Here is an 18003-nt window from a genome sequence, read left to right on the forward strand (position 1 = left end):
GCCGACTGGCGTGACCGATAAAAAAGCCTGCACATTGCAGGCTTTTTCATTCTGCTTACCAGACCGGCATCTCATCTTGCAGGAAGGGATTATGCAGACGCTCGTATCCGAGCGTAGAGAGCGGGCCGTGGCCAGGAATAAAGGTCACATCATCGCCAAGCGGCAATAATTTACGCTTAATGGCGTCAATCAACTGGGTGTGATCGCCGCGAGGAAAATCGCTGCGCCCGACGCCACCTTTGAAAATCACATCGCCGGAGATCAGCAGTTGCGACTGTTCATCAAAGAAAACCACGTGTCCCGGCGTGTGTCCCGGACAATGTAACACCTGTAACGTCACATTCCCCACGCTGACGCGATCGCCGTCGTTCAACCAGCGATCAGGCGTCAGCGGCTGACACTCATCCAGACCAAACATGCGGCTTTGCGCCGGCAGTCCTTGCAGCCAGAACTCATCTTCTTTTTCCGGACCGATAACAGGAACGCCGTAATGCTGCGCCAGTTCACTCGCCGCGCCGACATGATCGAGATGCCCATGCGTGAGTAAAATTTGCATCAACGTCACGCCGCTGGCGTCCACTTCCTGTTTAATTTTTTCCGCGTCGCCGCCCGGATCGACCAGCGCCGCCAGCCGAGTTTGTTCGCACCAGATTAATGAACAGTTCTGGGAGAACGCGGTGACCGGAATAATACGATAGTTCATACTGCTCCTTTGATTAAGCCTCGCTGATTACCAGTGCCGCGCCGGCCCGGTATCAATATGCACAAAGTTACTACGTGGGTAATATCCTACACCACCTGCGCGCATAGATAACGCCGCTTTGCGAATATTGCTCAGCGCCACGCCTTCAATATGAAAATCCATCGCCTGCCCTTTTGTATGGTAGCTTTTTTTCGCTACGCCGCTGCTACGGGCGCGTAATTCATTATTGGTATCAAGAGAACGGTAGCCTGAGATGAGCTGCACAGGTTTACGCGTCCCTAACAGCCCCTGAAGTCGGTAAAGTTGGTCAAACAGGCGGGGATCGATTGATCGGACTTTATTCGCGCGATAGTCACGGAAAAAATGGTTTAACTTTGCTAATTCATCCTGAATGTAGGCTCTTCCATCGAAAAACTCCGCCTTGATTGACTCTCCGGTATGGAGATTGTTTAACGTCAAAATGCGCGGGCGTGGGGTCGAGAGTGTGGCAAACGCTGGCGCGGGCAGGATGGCGGCGCCGAGAGCGACACCACCAAGCGCCAGCAGCTTGCGGCGATTAGCGTCAAATTTGTCCATGATAATCAGGTCTACAGGTCAATGTTATCGTTAATACACTTCTACCTTTAAGCAGACATGATCGGCTGGCACAGACTTCTGAACGGCCCGGTCGACTTAAAGGTTGTTGTATATGCACTTCTGGCGCACGAAAGGCACCTTAACTGCCGATAAAGCCCGCGTCAAGATGGCCCTCCCCCAGCCACAACGGGGGTCTACAGCGAAACGCCCCGTTGAAGCCAAACATTAGGACAACATATTTACCAGAACTTCTTCATTTACCTGATTAATTGTTCAACCTTTGGCACAATTTGTGCGCTGGATCGCGCTGTGAGATCGTAATTGTAAATATCTGTACGATATTGCATACGTCCATCTGCGCCGACAAACGCGGTCAGATAGTAAAGATTTACTGGAATGTTCTGCCGGATATTGACATACCGCGTGTCGCCTTGCTTCAGGGCGCCTGAGATCCGCGCATCGTTCCAGCCAGCATCCTGCAAGAGCATATTCGCCAGTTCAGAGGCCTTATTGACCCGCACGCAGCCGGAACTTAACGCCCTGGCGTCACGCTGAAAGAGAGTATGGTTAGGCGTATCGTGCAGATAGATCGCATCTGAGCTCGGCATATTAAATTTATAACGCCCCAGCGAATTGTGCGCGCCTGGCGCCTGCTGGAAACGGAACGGAAGATTCGATGGCGTAATGGTGGCCCAGTCAACCTGCCACGGATCGATCGCTTCTTTGCTGTTCCAGCCGCGCATCACGGTGTAGCCATGGCGCTCCAGATAGCCTGGGTCATTCCACACCTTCGGTAAAATGTCTTTACGCGCAAGCGTGGGCGGAACGTTCCACGGCGGGTTCACCACCACATTATTCAGCGCGCTGCTCATCATCGGCGTTTTACGATCGGGACGCCCGACGATCACCCTCGAAGCCAGCACCTGGTTGCCATTCTGATAGTAGACCAGCGAATAAGCGGGAATGTTTACCATAATACCGGTAGAGAGTTCCGCCGGCAGCAGGCGTAAACGTTGGATATTCAGTGCCAGTACGCCTGCGCGTTGCGCGGGGGTCATATTAAGCCAGTTACGCGTCGCCGGGCCAATAACGCCATCCGCCCCCAGCCCTTGCCATGCCTGAAAACGCTTTACCGCCTCGACCAGTTCACGATCGTAGGCGCGTGCCGCCGGAGCCGACTTACTACGGCGGGCCGTTGGTTCGTCGACCGGCTGCGCCACCGATATTTCGTCGACCACGGCGGAGGGGCTGACGACGGCGCTATCAGCAGTGTTATCGCCGGGTAAGGCTATCTTTGGACCGCCATCCAGCATCCCCGTACGCTGTAATATTTCGCGCAGCGCAGGCACATCGTTACTCCATTGCCCCGGGCGCAGCGTCGCGGTATTGGCCAACTGCGGCCACGGGCGAGAGTCCGCCACCAGCTTCAGCAACGCGTCATGCATGGGCGCATACTGTGGATGCTGCGGCGCCAGGCTGGCGACAAACATCGGCAACTGGCCCTCTTCCAGCGCGATTTGCCACTGGTTAATCACCGAGACTGGCGGCGTCGCCAATGCGTAAGGTTTGTTGCTATATAACCAGCGCTGGCCTTTGACGGGGATATTCGCAATGAAATGGAGATAGCCCATCATGGCGTCTGACAACACAACATCGCGCGCCATACCGTTTACGGCGGGATCGGTCAACAATGCCACCCAGGCGGTAAACTGCGGCTGGAATCCGGCAATCGCCACCTCCGCCAACTGTTGCTGGAAGGCTTTCACCGCATCGCGATTATCCCACATGGGCTTCATGTCGCGCGCGGCATACAGCAATGTCAGTTGGCTCATATAGACCGGCGTATAGCCGGAAGGAAGCTGCGACTGTAAATCAGCCCGGACTTTCTCGGCTGAAACGCCCTCCGGCAGCGGCTGAATCCCGGCCATAATCGCCGTCGCGGCTGATTGTTTCTGCGGCCCAGCCTGATCCGTCGCGGCAACGGCGCTATCGCCAGGTATCATTTCAGGCTCATCGGCCTGCGCATTGAACAGTGGAGCGAATGTTACGGCCAGGCATAAACTGATTGCCGACAGACAACGACCACACATCTTGTTAAGCAACATCCCTTGCCCCCTGTTTTCGTTATCATACTCCGCATGACTGCGCTGCCCGCAGCGCGGGTCAACCGCAACCAATGCTTTTGTTTAGTATGACGAGTCAGCCTGCTCACTCGTCAGGCTTAACTCCAGTATATAAAGTTCGTTACGTTTTTGCCTAACCTAATGTAAAGAAGTTTAAAGAAAATGCACTACCCGGAGAGATTTTTCAGATAAAGAAAAAGGCGGCTTTCGCCGCCCCAGGCTAATGATAAAACAGAACTTGTTGTGCCGGATGGCGGCGTAACCGACTTATCCGGCCTTGCCTGATAAGCGAGGCGCCATCAGGCACGTCATCGTTTCTGCCGTGTTTAACTCGCTTCTGAAGGCGTATCTTCCGTCTGCGTACCGGGAAGCGTTTCCGGAAGCTGCGGCGCAAAGCCACGCAGCCCGACAACATGAACATGCTCAGTATTCTGAAACACTTTACGCACCAGTTTATAGGTCGTGCCCTTCTCCGGACTGATGTTTTCCGGCGCGGCAATGATGAGCTGCATCTGCAAACGTTCGCATAGTTCAAACAGCGTGGCGATAGAACGCGCATCCAGACGCGCCGCTTCATCGAGGAATAGCAGGCGACATGGCGAAATATCTTTCCCGCGCAGTCTGCGCGCTTCGTCTTCCCAGCTTTGCACCACCATCACCAGAATTGACATCCCGGTCCCGATAGCTTCCCCCGTTGATAGCGCGCCGGATTCCGCACGCAGCCAGCCGTCGGACCCTCGGTTAACTTCAACTTCCATTTCCAGATAGTTACGGTAGTCCAGCAGCTCCTCGCCGATGGTCTGCGGCGTGCGTTGCCCCATATCGATCTGCGGATTCAGACGCTGGTACAGTTTCGCCAGCGCTTCGGAGAAGGTCAGACGATTGCTGTTAAACAGATCCTGGTGCTGCTCCTGCTGTTCTGAAAGCACATCCAGCAAGGTGGCATGCGTTTCACGCACGTTGACGTTTAACCGCACGCTATTCACCTGGCCAAACGAGACGCTTTGCAAACCCTGGTTCAGCATACGGATACGGTTCTGCTCACGCTGGATAGTCTTGCGGATAATGTTTGCCACGCTGCGGGAACTGATCGCCAGCTTTTGCTCACGCGATGTCAGCTCTTCCGTCAGACGGCTCAGCTCAATCTCCATTTGTTCAATGGCTTCAACCGGATCGTCGGTACGAATAATATCCTGACGAATACGTTCGCGCAGATGCTGGTAAACGGCCACAAAGAACTGGATTTTACGTTCCGGGCGTTTCGGATCTTCCGACAGACGCAATACGTCGCGCAGATGTTCGTTATCCGCGACGGCCAGGCGCAGCGCGCCCAACGCCTTATCCGACATGGAGCGCAGTTCATCCGCCGACAGATAAGCCAGCTCACGACGGTGCAGACGGCGTTCCACGCCATTGTCTTTCACCATCCGCATGACTGCGCACCAGCCGGCTTTCGCGGTCACAACCTGCTCGCGCATTTCATGATAATCGCGCTCCAGCTTGCGCAGCTTACGGGTCAGGTTCTCCATCTCCGCTTCGCAGAAGGTGAGCGCTTTCTCAAGCTGATTGCGACGCGAACGGTTATTGCTCAACTGGGCGTGCAGTTCATCGCGACGCTGGCGGGCGCGCTCTTCCGCCCCGCTGTCGGCGCGAACGCCAATATCCTGTAATTCGCGCTGCAAATCGTTAAGCAGCTCTTTTTTCGTGTCATAAGAGCTTTTTAGCGAGGCCAGAACCTGGCTGTACTGACTTAACTGCGCGGCATGGCTGCGCAACGCTTCGCGGGCGCGGGTACGCTCGGCTTCCGCCTGCTCCAGTCGCTGGCGCAGCTTTTCATTGAGATCGCTGTTGCCGCTCAGCATTTCCGCCGAGTCGGAATAGCTGAAATGCGCCCGACGTTCGACGACTTCAGCCAGCGCAAAAGCCTGCTGGCGCGCGTCACGCTGCATTTGCTGCGACCATGCATAGTCTTCTTTTAACTGCTCAAACTGTTCCGGATCGCTTTGCAGAACGGAAACCACCGGCTCCAGTTTGGCTAACTGGTTGCCATATTGCTGCACAAATCGCGCCGCTTCTTGAGCCTCATCCAACCGTTCCTGAATTTCATCGACCCGATCGGCCAGTGTTTCATCGGCCAATAAATTCAGCCGCGGCAGCAAACGGTTAAGCGCGGAAACGCCCTCTTTCGCCTGCTCAAACTGAAGGCGCTGCTGCTGGTTGTCGTTTTCATGCGTCGCCAGCGCGCGCTCCAGTTCGACGCGACGCCCGTTCAGTCGGCGAATTTCCGCTTCCGGATCGTCCTCAAAGGCAACGGAAAGGTGGCTGCCGATAAAACGGCTGAACGCCTGGTGCAAACGCTGGGTTTTCTGCACGTCAAACGAGAGCGTGGCAAAGCGCTCGGAAAGCACTTCCCGTTCCGCATGGAGACTCTCAATACGGTTCTCACGCGCCGCGCGGCCAAAAATAGGCAGCGACGGGAAACGCGAATAACGCCACTGACGGTCGGCAATTTTCACGACCACCGCCTTTTCCAGCTCGTCAACGCTGAATACGCTGTCATCAAAAGACTGCGGATCGCCTTCGATCAGGTACAGATCTTCCGGGCAGTCGGTCAGACCTTCAAGCTGTTCGGCTATTTGCGATAAATCCGGTACGACGATCGCATGGCGCGACGGGCCATACAGTGCGGAAAAGTACGGCGCATCTTCAAGACTGACATCATCGTAGATTTCCGACAGCAGTACCCCGCCAAAACGCTCCGCCAGCGCATTCAAACGCTGATCTTCCGCGCCGCCCGGCTGGCTTAAACGTTCGATCTCTTCATCAACCGCATTTTTACGCGCGCCCACTTCGTCGCGTTCGACAATGGCTTCGCGCTCACGCTCCAGTAGCTGTTGCAGGTATTCGGTCACTTCCTGGCTGGACGTAAACTCCTCGCCGCACTGTTCGCTAAGCTGGTTCAGGCTGTTTTGCGCCGCCAGCCAGACAGGAGCGCGTTGCATCAGATGCTGGATACGGGATTGAAGCTGCTCCTGCTCCTGACGCAAGGCCATACGCTGTTCGCTGGCTGACGATACGCTATCAGACAAGGACGCGATGCGGGCTTCCAGCTCCTGATGCAGCGCTTCCAGTTCGTCAATATCAAAATTTTTGCCCTGTCGCTTACAGAACTCCGCCAGCAGACGTTCCGCCTCTTGCTGCTCGCGCAGCCGCTGTTCCAGTTCGCTCAGGCGCATCCGCAGCGGCTGTACCTGTTCCGCCAGATGACGCTGGTTCACGCCGTCCCGTAACAGCTCGCGCGCCACGTCCCAGGCTTCGCTACGCGCCAGCGGGCCGTTGATCGCCGCCACCAGCTGATAAGCCTGCTCAAACTGGCTGTGCGCGGTTTGCGCCACGCTCATTTTTTGTTCCAACGACAGCAGTTTTTCCGTAGCTTCCTGCTCTTTTGCCTGGAAAGTATCCAGCCATTCGGCGGCGCTTTCCGGCGTTAGATCAGGCAGATGGCAAAGTTCTTTAGCGCGGGCGAGCGCTGATATCGCCTGGTTATACTGAATCGCGCGCGTTTGCTGTACATCCAGCGCCTGCTGGTAATCCGCAAGCTGGCTTTTGAGTTCATCGACTTCCAGCTCGGCGGCTTCGGCACGCGCTTCATTTTCGTCCTGCATTTCGGCGGCTTCCGCCACTACTTCGTTTTGCTCTTCGAGTCGAATCTGCAGCTCTTCAAGATCCGCTTCGTAGCGTTCAATTTTTTCCTGCTGGCGCAGCGCGGTTTGCACCAGATTCAGGTGATCGCTCGCCGCCTGGTAATCCGCTTCAAGAGAACCTTCGGCGCCGTTATGTTCGCCCAACTCACGGGCCATATCGACGTGCTTGTACTGCTCCGCCGCCAGTTGTTTGCGCGATGTGTACAGTTCGCGTCGAAACGCCAACGCCTGATCAAGGTGAACCCGACGCTCATTGGCGTGGCGCATATAATCCGCCGCCACATAATCGGTGGCTTCGCTGATCAAATGCTTAAACAGATCGCGATCGGATTGGGTAACACGAATCGCTTCCAGTGTGAGTCGATTCTCGCGCAGCGCCGCCTCCATATCCTGGAACGCCTTGCGCACGCCGCTGTTTTCCGGCAATAAATAATCGCGTAGCGACCGGGTAATGGCGCTGGAGATCCCGCCGTACAGCGAGGCCTCTATCAAACGATAGAATTTACTACGATCGGAAGCGGAGCGCAGACGACGGGCGATAATCCCTAAGTCAAACATCAGCGAATGATAATCGGTGATGGAGTTAAACTGCTTAAACTGCACGCCTTCCATCTCGTCAAGCTTGTCTTTCAGCTCAGCAAGCGACAGTACGCGCGCCTGACGTTCGTTTAATGTCTCCGTCACCAGTTGTGTCGGCTGTACCGACATCGGCAGCCCCTGGATAGCGAACGGTTTGATGTCCACTTTGCGATCGCGCCCAGCGACCTGCTGCAGACGCACGCCGACCACCACCCGCTGATGGCGGGAATTAATGGTGTCGAGCATGGAGTAACAGACGCCCGCCTTCAGCTTACCGTGCAGACCTTTATCGCGCGAACCGCTGGTGGCGCCGGCTTCCGTGGTGTTACGAAAGTGCAGTAATGTGAGATCCGGGATCAGCGCCGTGACGAACGCCGCCATCGTCGTGGATTTCCCGGCGCCGTTGCCCCCGGATAACGTCGTGACCAGTTCATCCAGGTCAAAAGTGCGAGCAAAAAAACCGTTCCAGTTAATCAGCGTTAGCGAGCGAAATTTACCGCGTTCAATCATTATTCTTCCTCTCCACTGTCCGGCTGATTCTCTTCGGTCTCATCATTAAGTTGCAGATGGTTTTCAATGGGCATCGCTTCCCCGTCGCGGATGAGACGACGCTGCGCCTCGCGAGGATCGTCGCCGGCGCGGACATCCGCGCCAAAGCGGAAGACCGATTCGGTAATGCGGAATTTGCTGCTGTCGTGGCCCATAAACCATACCATGCCCAAACGACGCAGGCGGTTTAAAGAAGAACGCACCTTTTCCTGCAGTTTCTGACGATCAACGTCAGATCCCGTCGAGCGGTTATTCACCAGCTTTAGCAGTTTGGCTTCGTCCGCAAGGGTAAGCAGCTCGTCGTACAACTCTTGCTGAGTAAAGATCCCTTCGTTGGCCAGACGCTCCGGGCTAAGATAGAGGTAGCAGAGAATTTTACCGACCATCATATCCAGTTCGGATAACACCGAGCGCGGGATAAGCGTGGTAGAACGTGGACGCAGGTAGAAGAACCCCTCCGGCGCGCGAATCAGCTCCACGTTATAACGCGCGTAAAACTCTTCCAGGTATTCCTGAAAATCCATCAGAAAGGCATGATTATCCAGTTCGTCCAGCCCAATGTGGCGGCCCGAACGTAATGCGCTATCCAGCGCCGGAAATAACGGATTCGCCAGCGCCTGCGCCAGCTTAACCGGCATCACTTGTTCAATATTTGTCAATGACATGCGCCTGTACCTTGGCTCCGTAATCATTAATCGGCTGCCATTTGGCTGGCAGTCCGGTGAAATCTGCTTGCGCTACGCCAAGACGTACCGCTTGATCGATAACAATACGCGCCACGTCGAAATGACGCGCGCGCGGGTATTGCGCCAGATACTCGCGCACCACCAGCCCAAGATCCAGTGGCGTTTGTCTGGTTTTGTAGATAGCCAGCTGTTCTTCAATGATGGCCGCTAACTGCTCGCGGATCTCGTTAAACTCTTCATATTCCAGATCCGGCGGCAACTCCCCGGTGACTTCATCGTCACGCAACGCCATCTCTTCATCGCGCATATCCAGCAGACGATCGGCATTCGCGTAAGTTAGCGCCCACGGATCGTCAAAATAAGTCTGCACGGACTGGCGCAACCGCTGGGCGAAGACACGGTTTTTATCCATATCGATCGCGGTACGGATAAATTTATGCACGTGACGATCGTAACCGATCCATAAATCAATAGACTGCTGACCCCAACTGATAATGCGGTCGAGTTTACTTTGTAAGTCAAACACCAGCCTGTCGACAAAATGCAGATCGTCGTGCGTCATCGTGGCATCCTGAATGCGCAGCAGGTTAGCCTGCAGCTTATCGCCCGCCGCCTCCAACGTATCCTGCAATTCGCGCAGCGTACCGGACGTTTCGGAAAGCAGCAGTTCACAGCTGGAAATCGCCGCCCGCCAGTCTTTATTCAGCAGTTGTGCGATATCATCTTTCACCTGCTGCTGCTGTTCATCCATGATGCGCTGGGTGAGATCGATACTGTCGAAAATCTCCGCCACCGAATATTTCAATGGCGCGTAAACGTTGCGATGCCAGTGGAACTCATCGCCACCCTCCGCTGCCGCATCCGCCGCGCGCTTCAATTCGCCGGCCACAATCGACAACTGCATAGAAAGACGCAGCGTAGAGAATTCGCGTTGACGAATGTAGTAATCGGTGATGCCAATCCCGAGCGGGGTTAATCGGTAAATCGCATTGCCTTCCGCCTGCTCGCTGGTAAAGCGGTTCAGCAGACGTTGACGCACCATATCGTTAATCGCGTTATTAGCGCGCACGCCGATGGTTTCGCTGGTTTGCTCAAACGCATCACTCACATGGCGGAATGCATCCACCAGCTCGCCTTCACTCATCTCGCCGTCAAGGCGTTCGCCGTTCAACGTGGCGACCGCCAGCAGAAAGGAAAGTCTGTCTACCGGCAGCGAGATGGAAAAGTCGTTTTTTCTGGCCCAGGCAACCAGTTCGGGGACTGTCTGGGAAAATTCACTCATAGGTTATCCTTGCATCTGCGGCTAGCGCCGGGCTTTTAATCGCGGTGACATGAATGTAGCGCCCAAGGCTAATATACGGCTCCTGGCGGCAATAACGCGTTTCCAGTTCGACCAGGGTCTCATAACAGTCACGCTGCTGGTGTTTTTCACGCAGATAATCATGAAACACACGCACGCCGGTTTTACCGGTAATCTGCCAGCCAATCGCCTCCAGCCACTGGTACACCTGCGCGGGGTCGCGCGGGTAGTCAGGCGACAGCGTGCGCTTCTTGCGTTTAGGCATCCCCGCCTGCACGTAGTCAAAATTACCCGCCACCATATTGTGCATCAGCAAACCGTTAGCGTTATAGAACATCAACGACAGCGCGCCGCCAGGGCGCAATACTGACCAGAGCGTTTCTAATACGCCGACAGGATCGGCTACCCACTCCAGCACAGCATGAAACAATATCAGATCAACCGGGCTTTCCAAATGCGAAGCGACGTCCTGAGCCGGGCATTGTATAAAATGCATGTCTTTGCTCACACCTTTTGCCTCGGCCGCCTGCCGCGCGCGGGCGATCATTTCGCCAGACAGATCGCATAACGTCACCTGATGGCCGCGTTCCGCCATCTTAATCGCCGTTTGCCCTTCGCCGCCGCCGGCATCCAGTACCCGCAGTTTTCGCCCGCCAATCTCCTCCAGCACGCGGTCCAGGTCTTGCCACAGAATGGCTTGCCGCAGTTGTCCTTTGGTCGTGCCGTAAATGTTACGGGAAAACTTTTCAGCGATGTCATCAAAATTGCGATCCTGCATCGGACTCTCCACAGGCTGGCTCAGGCGTTATCTGATAAAACCGCTATTTTGTCACAGCCGCGGCGAGAATGAACCTGTCTGGTGTAATATCACCGTTAATCCTCCGCTATATGGTTAAAAAAGGAACCAAAAAGGATGCTTTTTACACTAAAGAAAGTGATTGGCGGTATGTTATTGCCGCTTCCGCTGATGTTGCTGATCATTGGCGTCGGCCTGGCGCTGCTCTGGTTTAGCCGCTTTCAAAAAACCGGAAAAGTATTTATCAGCGTAGGTTGGCTGGCGCTATTGCTATTAAGCCTGCAACCCGTCTCCGACCATCTGCTGCGTCCGATAGAAAACCGCTACCCTACCTGGCAGGGTCCGCAAAAGGTGGAATATATTGTGGTTCTCGGCGGCGGCTATACCTGGAACCCGCAGTGGGCGCCGAGCTCTAATTTAATTAACAACAGCTTGCCGCGGCTGGCGGAAGGCATTCGGCTGTGGCGCGCGAATCCGGGAGCCAGGCTGATTTTTACCGGCGGCGTAGCAAAAACCAATACGGTAAGCACGGCGGAAGTCGGTGCGCGGGTGGCGCAGTCGCTGGGCGTACCGCGTAGCGATATTATTACGCTGGATAAGCCAAAAGATACGGAAGAAGAAGCCGCCGCCGTTAAGCAGGCCATCGGCGACGCCCCTTTCCTGTTGGTAACCTCCGCCTCGCATTTGCCGCGTGCGATGATTTTCTTTCAGCATGCCGGGCTGAATCCGCTTCCCGCGCCGGCGAATCAGTTGGCGATCGATTCGCCGCTCAATCCCTGGGAGCGGGCAATTCCGTCCCCGGTCTGGCTGATGCACAGCGATCGCGCTGGGTATGAAACATTAGGGCGACTTTGGCAATGGCTGAAAGGCATATCAGGCAAGCCAGGGGAGTAATGATTTCGCCGCCAGATCAAAATTGGTACGGTTAAAACGTCCGGTATTGACCAATTGCGCAACCTCGTCCCACAGCACATAGAGCCAACGCCGCCAGATGAATGACTCCGCCACTGGCGCGCGTTGCAGATAATGCCAAAGCAATCCCTCCGCCAATGGATTATCCATCAGGCGAAACAGTTCGAACTCTCTCGGCGCCCACAGCATCAGCCCGGGGCCGACCATCGCCAGAAGCTGATCGCTACGGGCGTCTTTAAGCATACTGCGCAGGCAGAAGTTGCCATGCACCAGTACGCAGTTGTCGTTAAACCCTTCAAATAACGAAGGAAGACATTCTCTGGTACGAAACAGAATGCGTCTGTCCTGCATCGTCAGGCCGGTATTGCTGAACTGATTTAGCGTCGTCCACAGCACCTCCACCCGCTGACGATACCAGGAAGGCCAGATATTCTCCTGAGTATGGTCTACGGCGCCAACGCAACCGCGGCTATCCTGCCGATGCCAGGCTAACAATCCTTCGACAATCTGATCTTTTAGCTGTTCCCAGCGTTCCGGAGTGCGCGCCGGCGCCTCGACCGGCACACCGCGCAGCCGTTCCAGCAGCAGCACATCCGGACCAGGATGCTCTTCATGCGTCAATACGCCATAGATTACCGGCATCCTCACCGTACCGCTACGCGCCAGCATTGAGGTTTTCCATGCCAGTTGCTGCGCAACGCCGGGAGTGGTAAAACTTCGCGCCATCAGCGGCATCGGAATGCCCTGGCTGTCATATAATGACCACAATGCGGAATCCGCTTTCTCATTCACGCACTCTATACGGCTAAGTTTTTCACCCAACAAATGACTGAGTTCGGCCCGCAACTGTTCCATTCCAGATTACCCCCATTAGTGCTACTGCTTTAATAATGAGCGTCGTATGGACAGATGTCACCCGTATCAGATCAAGGGAAGAAAAGAAAAATGAGGAAAATCGTAACGGTACGAGAAAGCCGCCACTGATGAGCAGACGTGAGTATTCATCTTTGCGCTATCATACTGCGCTGTTCATGACCGTCTAAGACGATCATGAACAGGATCATGTTAACGCATTTCAGCGCGCACGCGCTCCAGGTCGTCGGCGGTGTCTACGCCCGTGCCGGGCACCGCTTTGGCGACGGCGACATGAATTTTTTCGCCGTACCACAGCACACGGAGTTGCTCCAGCATTTCAATATGTTCCAGCGGGCTGGGTTGCCAGCTCACGTAACGGCGGATAAATCCCGCGCGATAGCCATAAATGCCCAGGTGACGAAGGCAAGTATCCCCTACCGTTTCCAGACTTTTTGCAAAGCGATCGCGATCCCAGGGAATCGTCGCCCGGGAAAAGTAAAGCGCATAGCCTTCAGCATCCAGCACGACTTTTACCGCATTCGGGTTAAACGCTTCTTCGGCGCTGTGAATCGGCACCGCCAGCGTCGCCATGCCAACCTGGCGCTGCGCCAGATTTTCCGCGACCTGGCGAATAATAACCGCCGGGATCATCGGCTCATCGCCCTGAACGTTCACAATAACGGTATCGTCGCTGAATCCGCACTTCTCTACCACTTCCGCCAACCGTTCGGTGCCGGACTGGTGATCGGCGCGCGTCATGCACACTTCGCCGCCAGCCGCTTCTACCGCACGAGCCACGTCTTCATGATCGGTCGCGACAATAATGCGTTCCGCGCCAGATTCGCGCGCCCGCTCCAGGACATGAACAATCATGGGCTTACCATTAATATCCACTAATGGTTTGCCTGGCAGTCGGGTAGATGAAAAACGGGCCGGAATGATGACGACGAAACTCATGATTTACTCTCATCAGATGTCAGGGCGCGAGCTTCATTTTCCAGCAATACAGGAATGCCGTCGCGTAACGGGAAAGCGAGATTGTCCAGTTTGCAAATTAATTCTTGCTGTTCCTGGTTATACCAGAGTTTGCCGTTACATACCGGGCAGGCGATGATTTCAAGCAGACGATGATCCATAGTTCCTCCAGATGGACCGGATTGTGAATCCTTCAATATTAACATAATCGGTTAGGGTGCAGGGTCTATTTCCCAGCCATGACGCATGGCGCTAAACAGGCCTGGCGGACATTGTCCCAGCGTCACGCGCGATGCCCGTTGCCAGGCAGCAAACGCGCTAATAGCCTGCCAGATTCCTTTTTGCAGATTAACGCCAGGGCGGATATCGTCCTCCAGATACAGCGAGATAACCTCAAGCACCCCCGTTTTACGGTGCATTTTGGCATCCATTCGCCCGACTAAACGGCCCTGGTATAATAGCGGCAGCACAAAATAACCGTACTGGCGCTTCGCCGCAGGCGTATAACATTCCAGCCGATAGTTAAATCCGAAAAGCTGCGCTGCCCGCTTGCGATCCCATACCACAGGATCGAAAGGCGACAGCACTGCGCTATGGGTCGCCTTTAAGGCGTTATTCAGCGCCGGTTCCAGCTGCGAAAGAAGATCGGCATGAAGCCACATCCGCCCCAACGTTTCCACCTCGACCGGAATAATCTGCTGCTGTTCCGCCCGGCTCTCCCGCCATCCCTTAAGGTCAGGACGTTTCAGGCGGTAGTAATCCGCCAGCCACTGTTCACGGAAAATCCCCAGACTGCGCGCGCTATTATCCAGCATCATGCTTTCCGCCTGCGGCTGTGACAGTCCATCGCGTTCATCATCCCAGTGCGGCATCACACGGGGCGTTAAATCATATACACGTTGAAAATTACGCCGCTCAACAACCATGACTTTTCCGGCGGTAAATAAACCCTCAAGGTGGCGTTTATGTGGTTTCCATTCCCACCAGCCGCTGACGCCTTTCTGCGCATGTTCAAAATCGGCAGATCGCACCGGACCGTGCTCCTGAATATGCCGCACTAGCTGTTCTATTTCCTCCGCGTGCTCATGCATCCATGCCGCGCGATATTTCCAGCCCATTTTTTCCGGCGACAGCATACGATGGCGGATAAGTTTAAAGTCGCGGCGTGGTAAGAAACAGGCCTCATGCGCCCAGTATTCCATTAACTCGCCGCGTCGCAGCGCCTCATCCATCCAGGCCTGCGGGTACGAACCGAGACGGCTAAACAGCACCAGATAGGGGCTACGTGCGACAACATTGATGGTATCAATTTGCAGCAACGCCATGCGTGAGATGGCGGCAAGAACATCGCCAGGCAGCACGTTACGGCGTGGCTTTTTCAATAGCCCCTGCGCAGCAAGGTGAAGACACCGGGCCTGGGAAAGAGAAAGGTACGGCAATGACATTCATGACTCCATAAATTCATCACTGCCGCTGCATTGGGGGACGCTAGCGAACCAGCGAGGTGATATGTTCAAGCAACTTATCAGGCTGCTCACCGGACAAACGCGCATCAACCGGTAAGAACCACCAGTTATCTTCGGCAAAAGCACGGCATTTCACCGCGTCTTTTTCCGTCATTACCAGGGTCTGTCCTTCACCGACCAACGCCTGAACGTCAGCAGGGGCGAGCGTTTGATGATCGGCCAGCGGGACGCACTTTTGCGGATGCGCGCCACAGGCTTCCAGCGTCGCGAAAAAGCGCGGCGGATGACCGATGCCCGCCATCGCCACAATATTGCTCAGTTGCGCCACATCGCAACGCGCTCCCGTACGTAAGTTCACCGCCAGTCCAGGCGCTAGCTGCATGGGGATTTCGCCCGCCCGGGCGACGCCGCCATTGACGATAGCGGCGTCTACGGTTTTCAGGCGACTGGCGCGTTCGCGCATAGGACCGGCAGGAAGCCACCAGCCGTTGCCAAAACGGCGCACGCCGTCAATCACCACAATTTCAATATCTCGCGCGAGCCGGTAATGCTGCAACCCATCGTCGGTGATAATAATCTGCACATTATGCGCCGCCAGAATCGCTTTCACCGCCGCGGCGCGTTCAGGCGCTACCGCGACAGGCGCGCCGGTCCGTTGATAAATCAATACCGGTTCATCTCCCGCTTCTGCGGTTGTCGTCTCCGGCGTCAGAAGTAGCGGATAAGCGGCAGCTTTCCCGCCGTAGCCGCGGGAAACGACCCCCACGCGCACGCCACGCTGTTGCAGCTTTTCCACCAGCCAAATAACTACGGGGGTTTTACCGTTACCGCCAGCCGTAAGATTCCCTACCACAACCACCGGTACTGGCGCTCGCCAGGCGCGTTTCAAACCAAGCTTATAGCTCAGACGAATCGCCCCGCTCACCAGGCCATACAGCCAGGAGAGCGGCAGCAGTAACCGCCATAGCGAGGATTCACCCGACCAGATACGCGCAATCATTGGCCAAATTGCATCTTATGTAGCTGGGCGTAAACGCCGTGTTGCGCCAGCAACTCGCTATGAGTGCCGCGCTCAACGATAATACCGTCTTCGACTACAACGATCTCATCCGCCTGTTCGATGGTGGAGAGACGGTGCGCAATCACCAGAGAGGTACGGTTTTTTTGCAGCTCATCCAACGCGGCCTGAATCGCACGTTCGGACTCGGTATCCAGCGCGGACGTAGCTTCATCAAGGATCAGAATCGGGCTGTCGCGCAGTAAGGCGCGGGCGATCGCGATACGCTGGCGTTGACCGCCGGAAAGCAGTACGCCGTTTTCGCCGATGATGGTATCCAGGCCATTATCCATCTTGTTGATAAAGTCCATGGCATAGGCCATGCGCGCCGCCTCTTCAATCTGCTCGCGGCTGTATTCTTCCGTCCGGGCATAAGCAATGTTATTGGCGACCGTGTCGTTAAACAGATGCACGTTTTGCGAAACCAGCGCCACCTGATTACGTAGAGAGGCTAGAGTGTATTCGCGTAGATCGTGACCATCCATCAGGATGTGTCCTTCATCAATATCGTAGAAACGGGTGATCAGACTGGCGATAGTTGATTTACCCGATCCGGAACGCCCCACCAGCGCCACGGTTTTCCCGGCAGGAATTTTCAAATTGATGTTACGCAATGCCGGCACTTCACGGCCCGGGTAAGTAAACGTCACATTGCGGAATTCGAGATCGCCGGTCGCGCGGTCAATGACACGTTTACCTTCATCTTTCTCCTGTTCACTGTCCAGAATCGCAAACAACGTCTGACAAGCCGCCATCCCACGCTGGAACTGCGCGTTAACGTTTGTCAGCGATTTTAATGGACGCATCAGCGCGATCATGGAGGAGAACACCACGGTGATGGTCCCTGCCGTCAGGCTATCCATTACGCTTGGGAAGCTCGCAGCATAGAGGACAAACGCCAGCGCCAGCGAGGCAATGAGCTGAATGATAGGATCGGAAATTGACGAGGCAGAGACCATTTTCATGCCTTGCAGTCGCATCTTATTGCTGACTTTATCAAAGCGTTTAGTTTCGACTTCCTGACCGCCGAAAATCAGTACCTCTTTGTGTCCTTTCAGCATTTGTTCAGCGCTGGTAGTCACTTGTCCCATCGTGTTCTGCATATTTTTACTGATGCTGCGGAACCGCTTTGAGACAACGCGAATCGCAATCGACACAATCGGCGCTAAAACAACCAGGATGATCGACAGCTGCCAGCTGTAATAGAACATCATGATAAACAATCCGATGATCGATGCCCCTTCACGCACCACGGTAATCAGCGCGCCAGATGAAGAAGAGGCAACCTGTTCTGAATCGTAAGTAATACGCGACAGCAGCGTACCGGTAGACTGTTTATCAAAGAAGGCGACGGGCATTCCCATCATATGGCCAAACAGGCGACGGCGCATGGTCATTACCACCTTGCCTGACACCCATGAAATACAGTAGCTGGAGATATAGCTAGTGATGCCTCGTAATATCATCAGCCCAATAACCACCAGCGGCATCCACAGCAACACTGAGCGATCCGTTTTACCGAAACCATCATCCAGTAATGGCTTGAGGAGCGATAGCATGAAGGTATCGCTGGCTGCGTTGAGAATTAACGCTATGCCCGCCACGATCAGACCTGCTTTAAAAGGCGCTATGGTTGGCCACAGTCGGCGGAAGGTCTGCCACGTAGAGAGATCTTTATCGTTATGCATTCAAAAAACCAGCATTTGTTGAAATAGCCGCATA

The 18003-nt window shown here is 55.0% G+C and carries 14 protein-coding genes; 1 reads left to right on the plus strand and 13 read right to left on the minus strand.

Translation table 11 applies throughout. From position 1 onward, the window contains the following. Positions 1-55 precede the first annotated feature (55 nt). From EOS98_RS14380 to cmoM, 7 genes are all read right to left on the minus strand, one after another. The gene (locus EOS98_RS14380) at positions 56-703 is read right to left on the minus strand and encodes an MBL fold metallo-hydrolase (protein ID WP_001109471.1); all 648 of its coding nucleotides are present in this window, start codon (positions 701-703) and stop codon (positions 56-58) included. A 27-nt stretch (positions 704-730) separates the two neighbouring features. Further along, entirely contained in the window at positions 731-1279 is a 549-nt protein-coding gene (locus EOS98_RS14385) for a YcbK family protein (RefSeq protein WP_000357052.1), read from the minus strand. Between the two features lie 257 nt (positions 1280-1536). Further along, positions 1537-3384 carry a L,D-transpeptidase gene (gene ldtD, locus EOS98_RS14390; RefSeq protein WP_126524159.1) on the minus strand — a complete coding sequence of 616 codons (1848 nt, stop codon included), beginning with the start codon at positions 3382-3384 and terminating at the stop codon, positions 1537-1539. Between the two features lie 344 nt (positions 3385-3728). After that, on the minus strand, positions 3729-8195 hold the full coding sequence (mukB, locus tag EOS98_RS14400) for a chromosome partition protein MukB (protein ID WP_000572733.1): 4467 nt from the start codon (positions 8193-8195) through the stop codon (positions 3729-3731). Further along, complete coding sequence (mukE, locus tag EOS98_RS14405) at positions 8195-8899, minus strand: chromosome partition protein MukE (protein ID WP_000060024.1); 705 nt, start codon at positions 8897-8899, stop codon at positions 8195-8197. The genes mukB and mukE overlap by 1 nt, the downstream gene beginning before the upstream one ends. Next, a complete protein-coding gene (gene mukF, locus EOS98_RS14410) occupies positions 8880-10202 on the minus strand; it encodes a chromosome partition protein MukF (RefSeq protein ID WP_001288828.1) in 1323 nt (440 codons plus the stop codon). The genes mukE and mukF overlap by 20 nt, the downstream gene beginning before the upstream one ends. Beyond that, on the minus strand, positions 10195-10998 hold the full coding sequence (gene cmoM, locus EOS98_RS14415) for a tRNA uridine 5-oxyacetic acid(34) methyltransferase CmoM (RefSeq protein WP_001154025.1): 804 nt from the start codon (positions 10996-10998) through the stop codon (positions 10195-10197). Before cmoM ends, mukF begins: the two co-directional genes overlap by 8 nt. 135 nt (positions 10999-11133) lie before the next feature. Between cmoM and elyC the strand changes: the two genes are divergently transcribed. Continuing rightward, the gene (gene elyC, locus EOS98_RS14420) at positions 11134-11910 is read left to right on the plus strand and encodes an envelope biogenesis factor ElyC (RefSeq protein ID WP_000899554.1); all 777 of its coding nucleotides are present in this window, start codon (positions 11134-11136) and stop codon (positions 11908-11910) included. Here the strand turns inward: elyC and EOS98_RS14425 are convergent. The 6 genes from EOS98_RS14425 to msbA all read right to left on the minus strand — a co-directional run bounded on the left by EOS98_RS14425 (position 11890) and on the right by msbA (position 17969). Then, on the minus strand, positions 11890-12783 hold the full coding sequence (locus tag EOS98_RS14425) for a YcbJ family phosphotransferase (RefSeq protein ID WP_000436889.1): 894 nt from the start codon (positions 12781-12783) through the stop codon (positions 11890-11892). The two genes, elyC and EOS98_RS14425, sit on opposite strands and share 21 nt — an antisense overlap. Before the next feature lie 210 nt (positions 12784-12993). Beyond that, positions 12994-13740, minus strand: a complete 747-nt coding sequence (gene kdsB, locus EOS98_RS14430) for a 3-deoxy-manno-octulosonate cytidylyltransferase (protein ID WP_000011576.1) — start codon at positions 13738-13740, stop codon at positions 12994-12996. Beyond that, the gene (gene ycaR / locus EOS98_RS14435) at positions 13737-13919 is read right to left on the minus strand and encodes a protein YcaR (RefSeq protein WP_000350061.1); all 183 of its coding nucleotides are present in this window, start codon (positions 13917-13919) and stop codon (positions 13737-13739) included. Before ycaR ends, kdsB begins: the two co-directional genes overlap by 4 nt. 51 nt (positions 13920-13970) lie before the next feature. Further along, on the minus strand, positions 13971-15203 hold the full coding sequence (locus EOS98_RS14440; protein ID WP_127821177.1) for a winged helix-turn-helix domain-containing protein: 1233 nt from the start codon (positions 15201-15203) through the stop codon (positions 13971-13973). Positions 15204-15246: 43 nt separating this feature from the next. Beyond that, the gene (gene lpxK / locus EOS98_RS14445) at positions 15247-16224 is read right to left on the minus strand and encodes a tetraacyldisaccharide 4'-kinase (protein ID WP_000561702.1); all 978 of its coding nucleotides are present in this window, start codon (positions 16222-16224) and stop codon (positions 15247-15249) included. Then, entirely contained in the window at positions 16221-17969 is a 1749-nt protein-coding gene (msbA, locus tag EOS98_RS14450) for a lipid A ABC transporter ATP-binding protein/permease MsbA (RefSeq protein ID WP_000551246.1), read from the minus strand. The genes lpxK and msbA overlap by 4 nt, the downstream gene beginning before the upstream one ends. Positions 17970-18003 lie beyond the last annotated feature (34 nt).

The sequence above is a fragment of the Salmonella sp. SSDFZ69 genome, from assembly GCF_004010755.1.
GTDB lineage: Bacteria > Pseudomonadota > Gammaproteobacteria > Enterobacterales > Enterobacteriaceae > Salmonella > Salmonella enterica.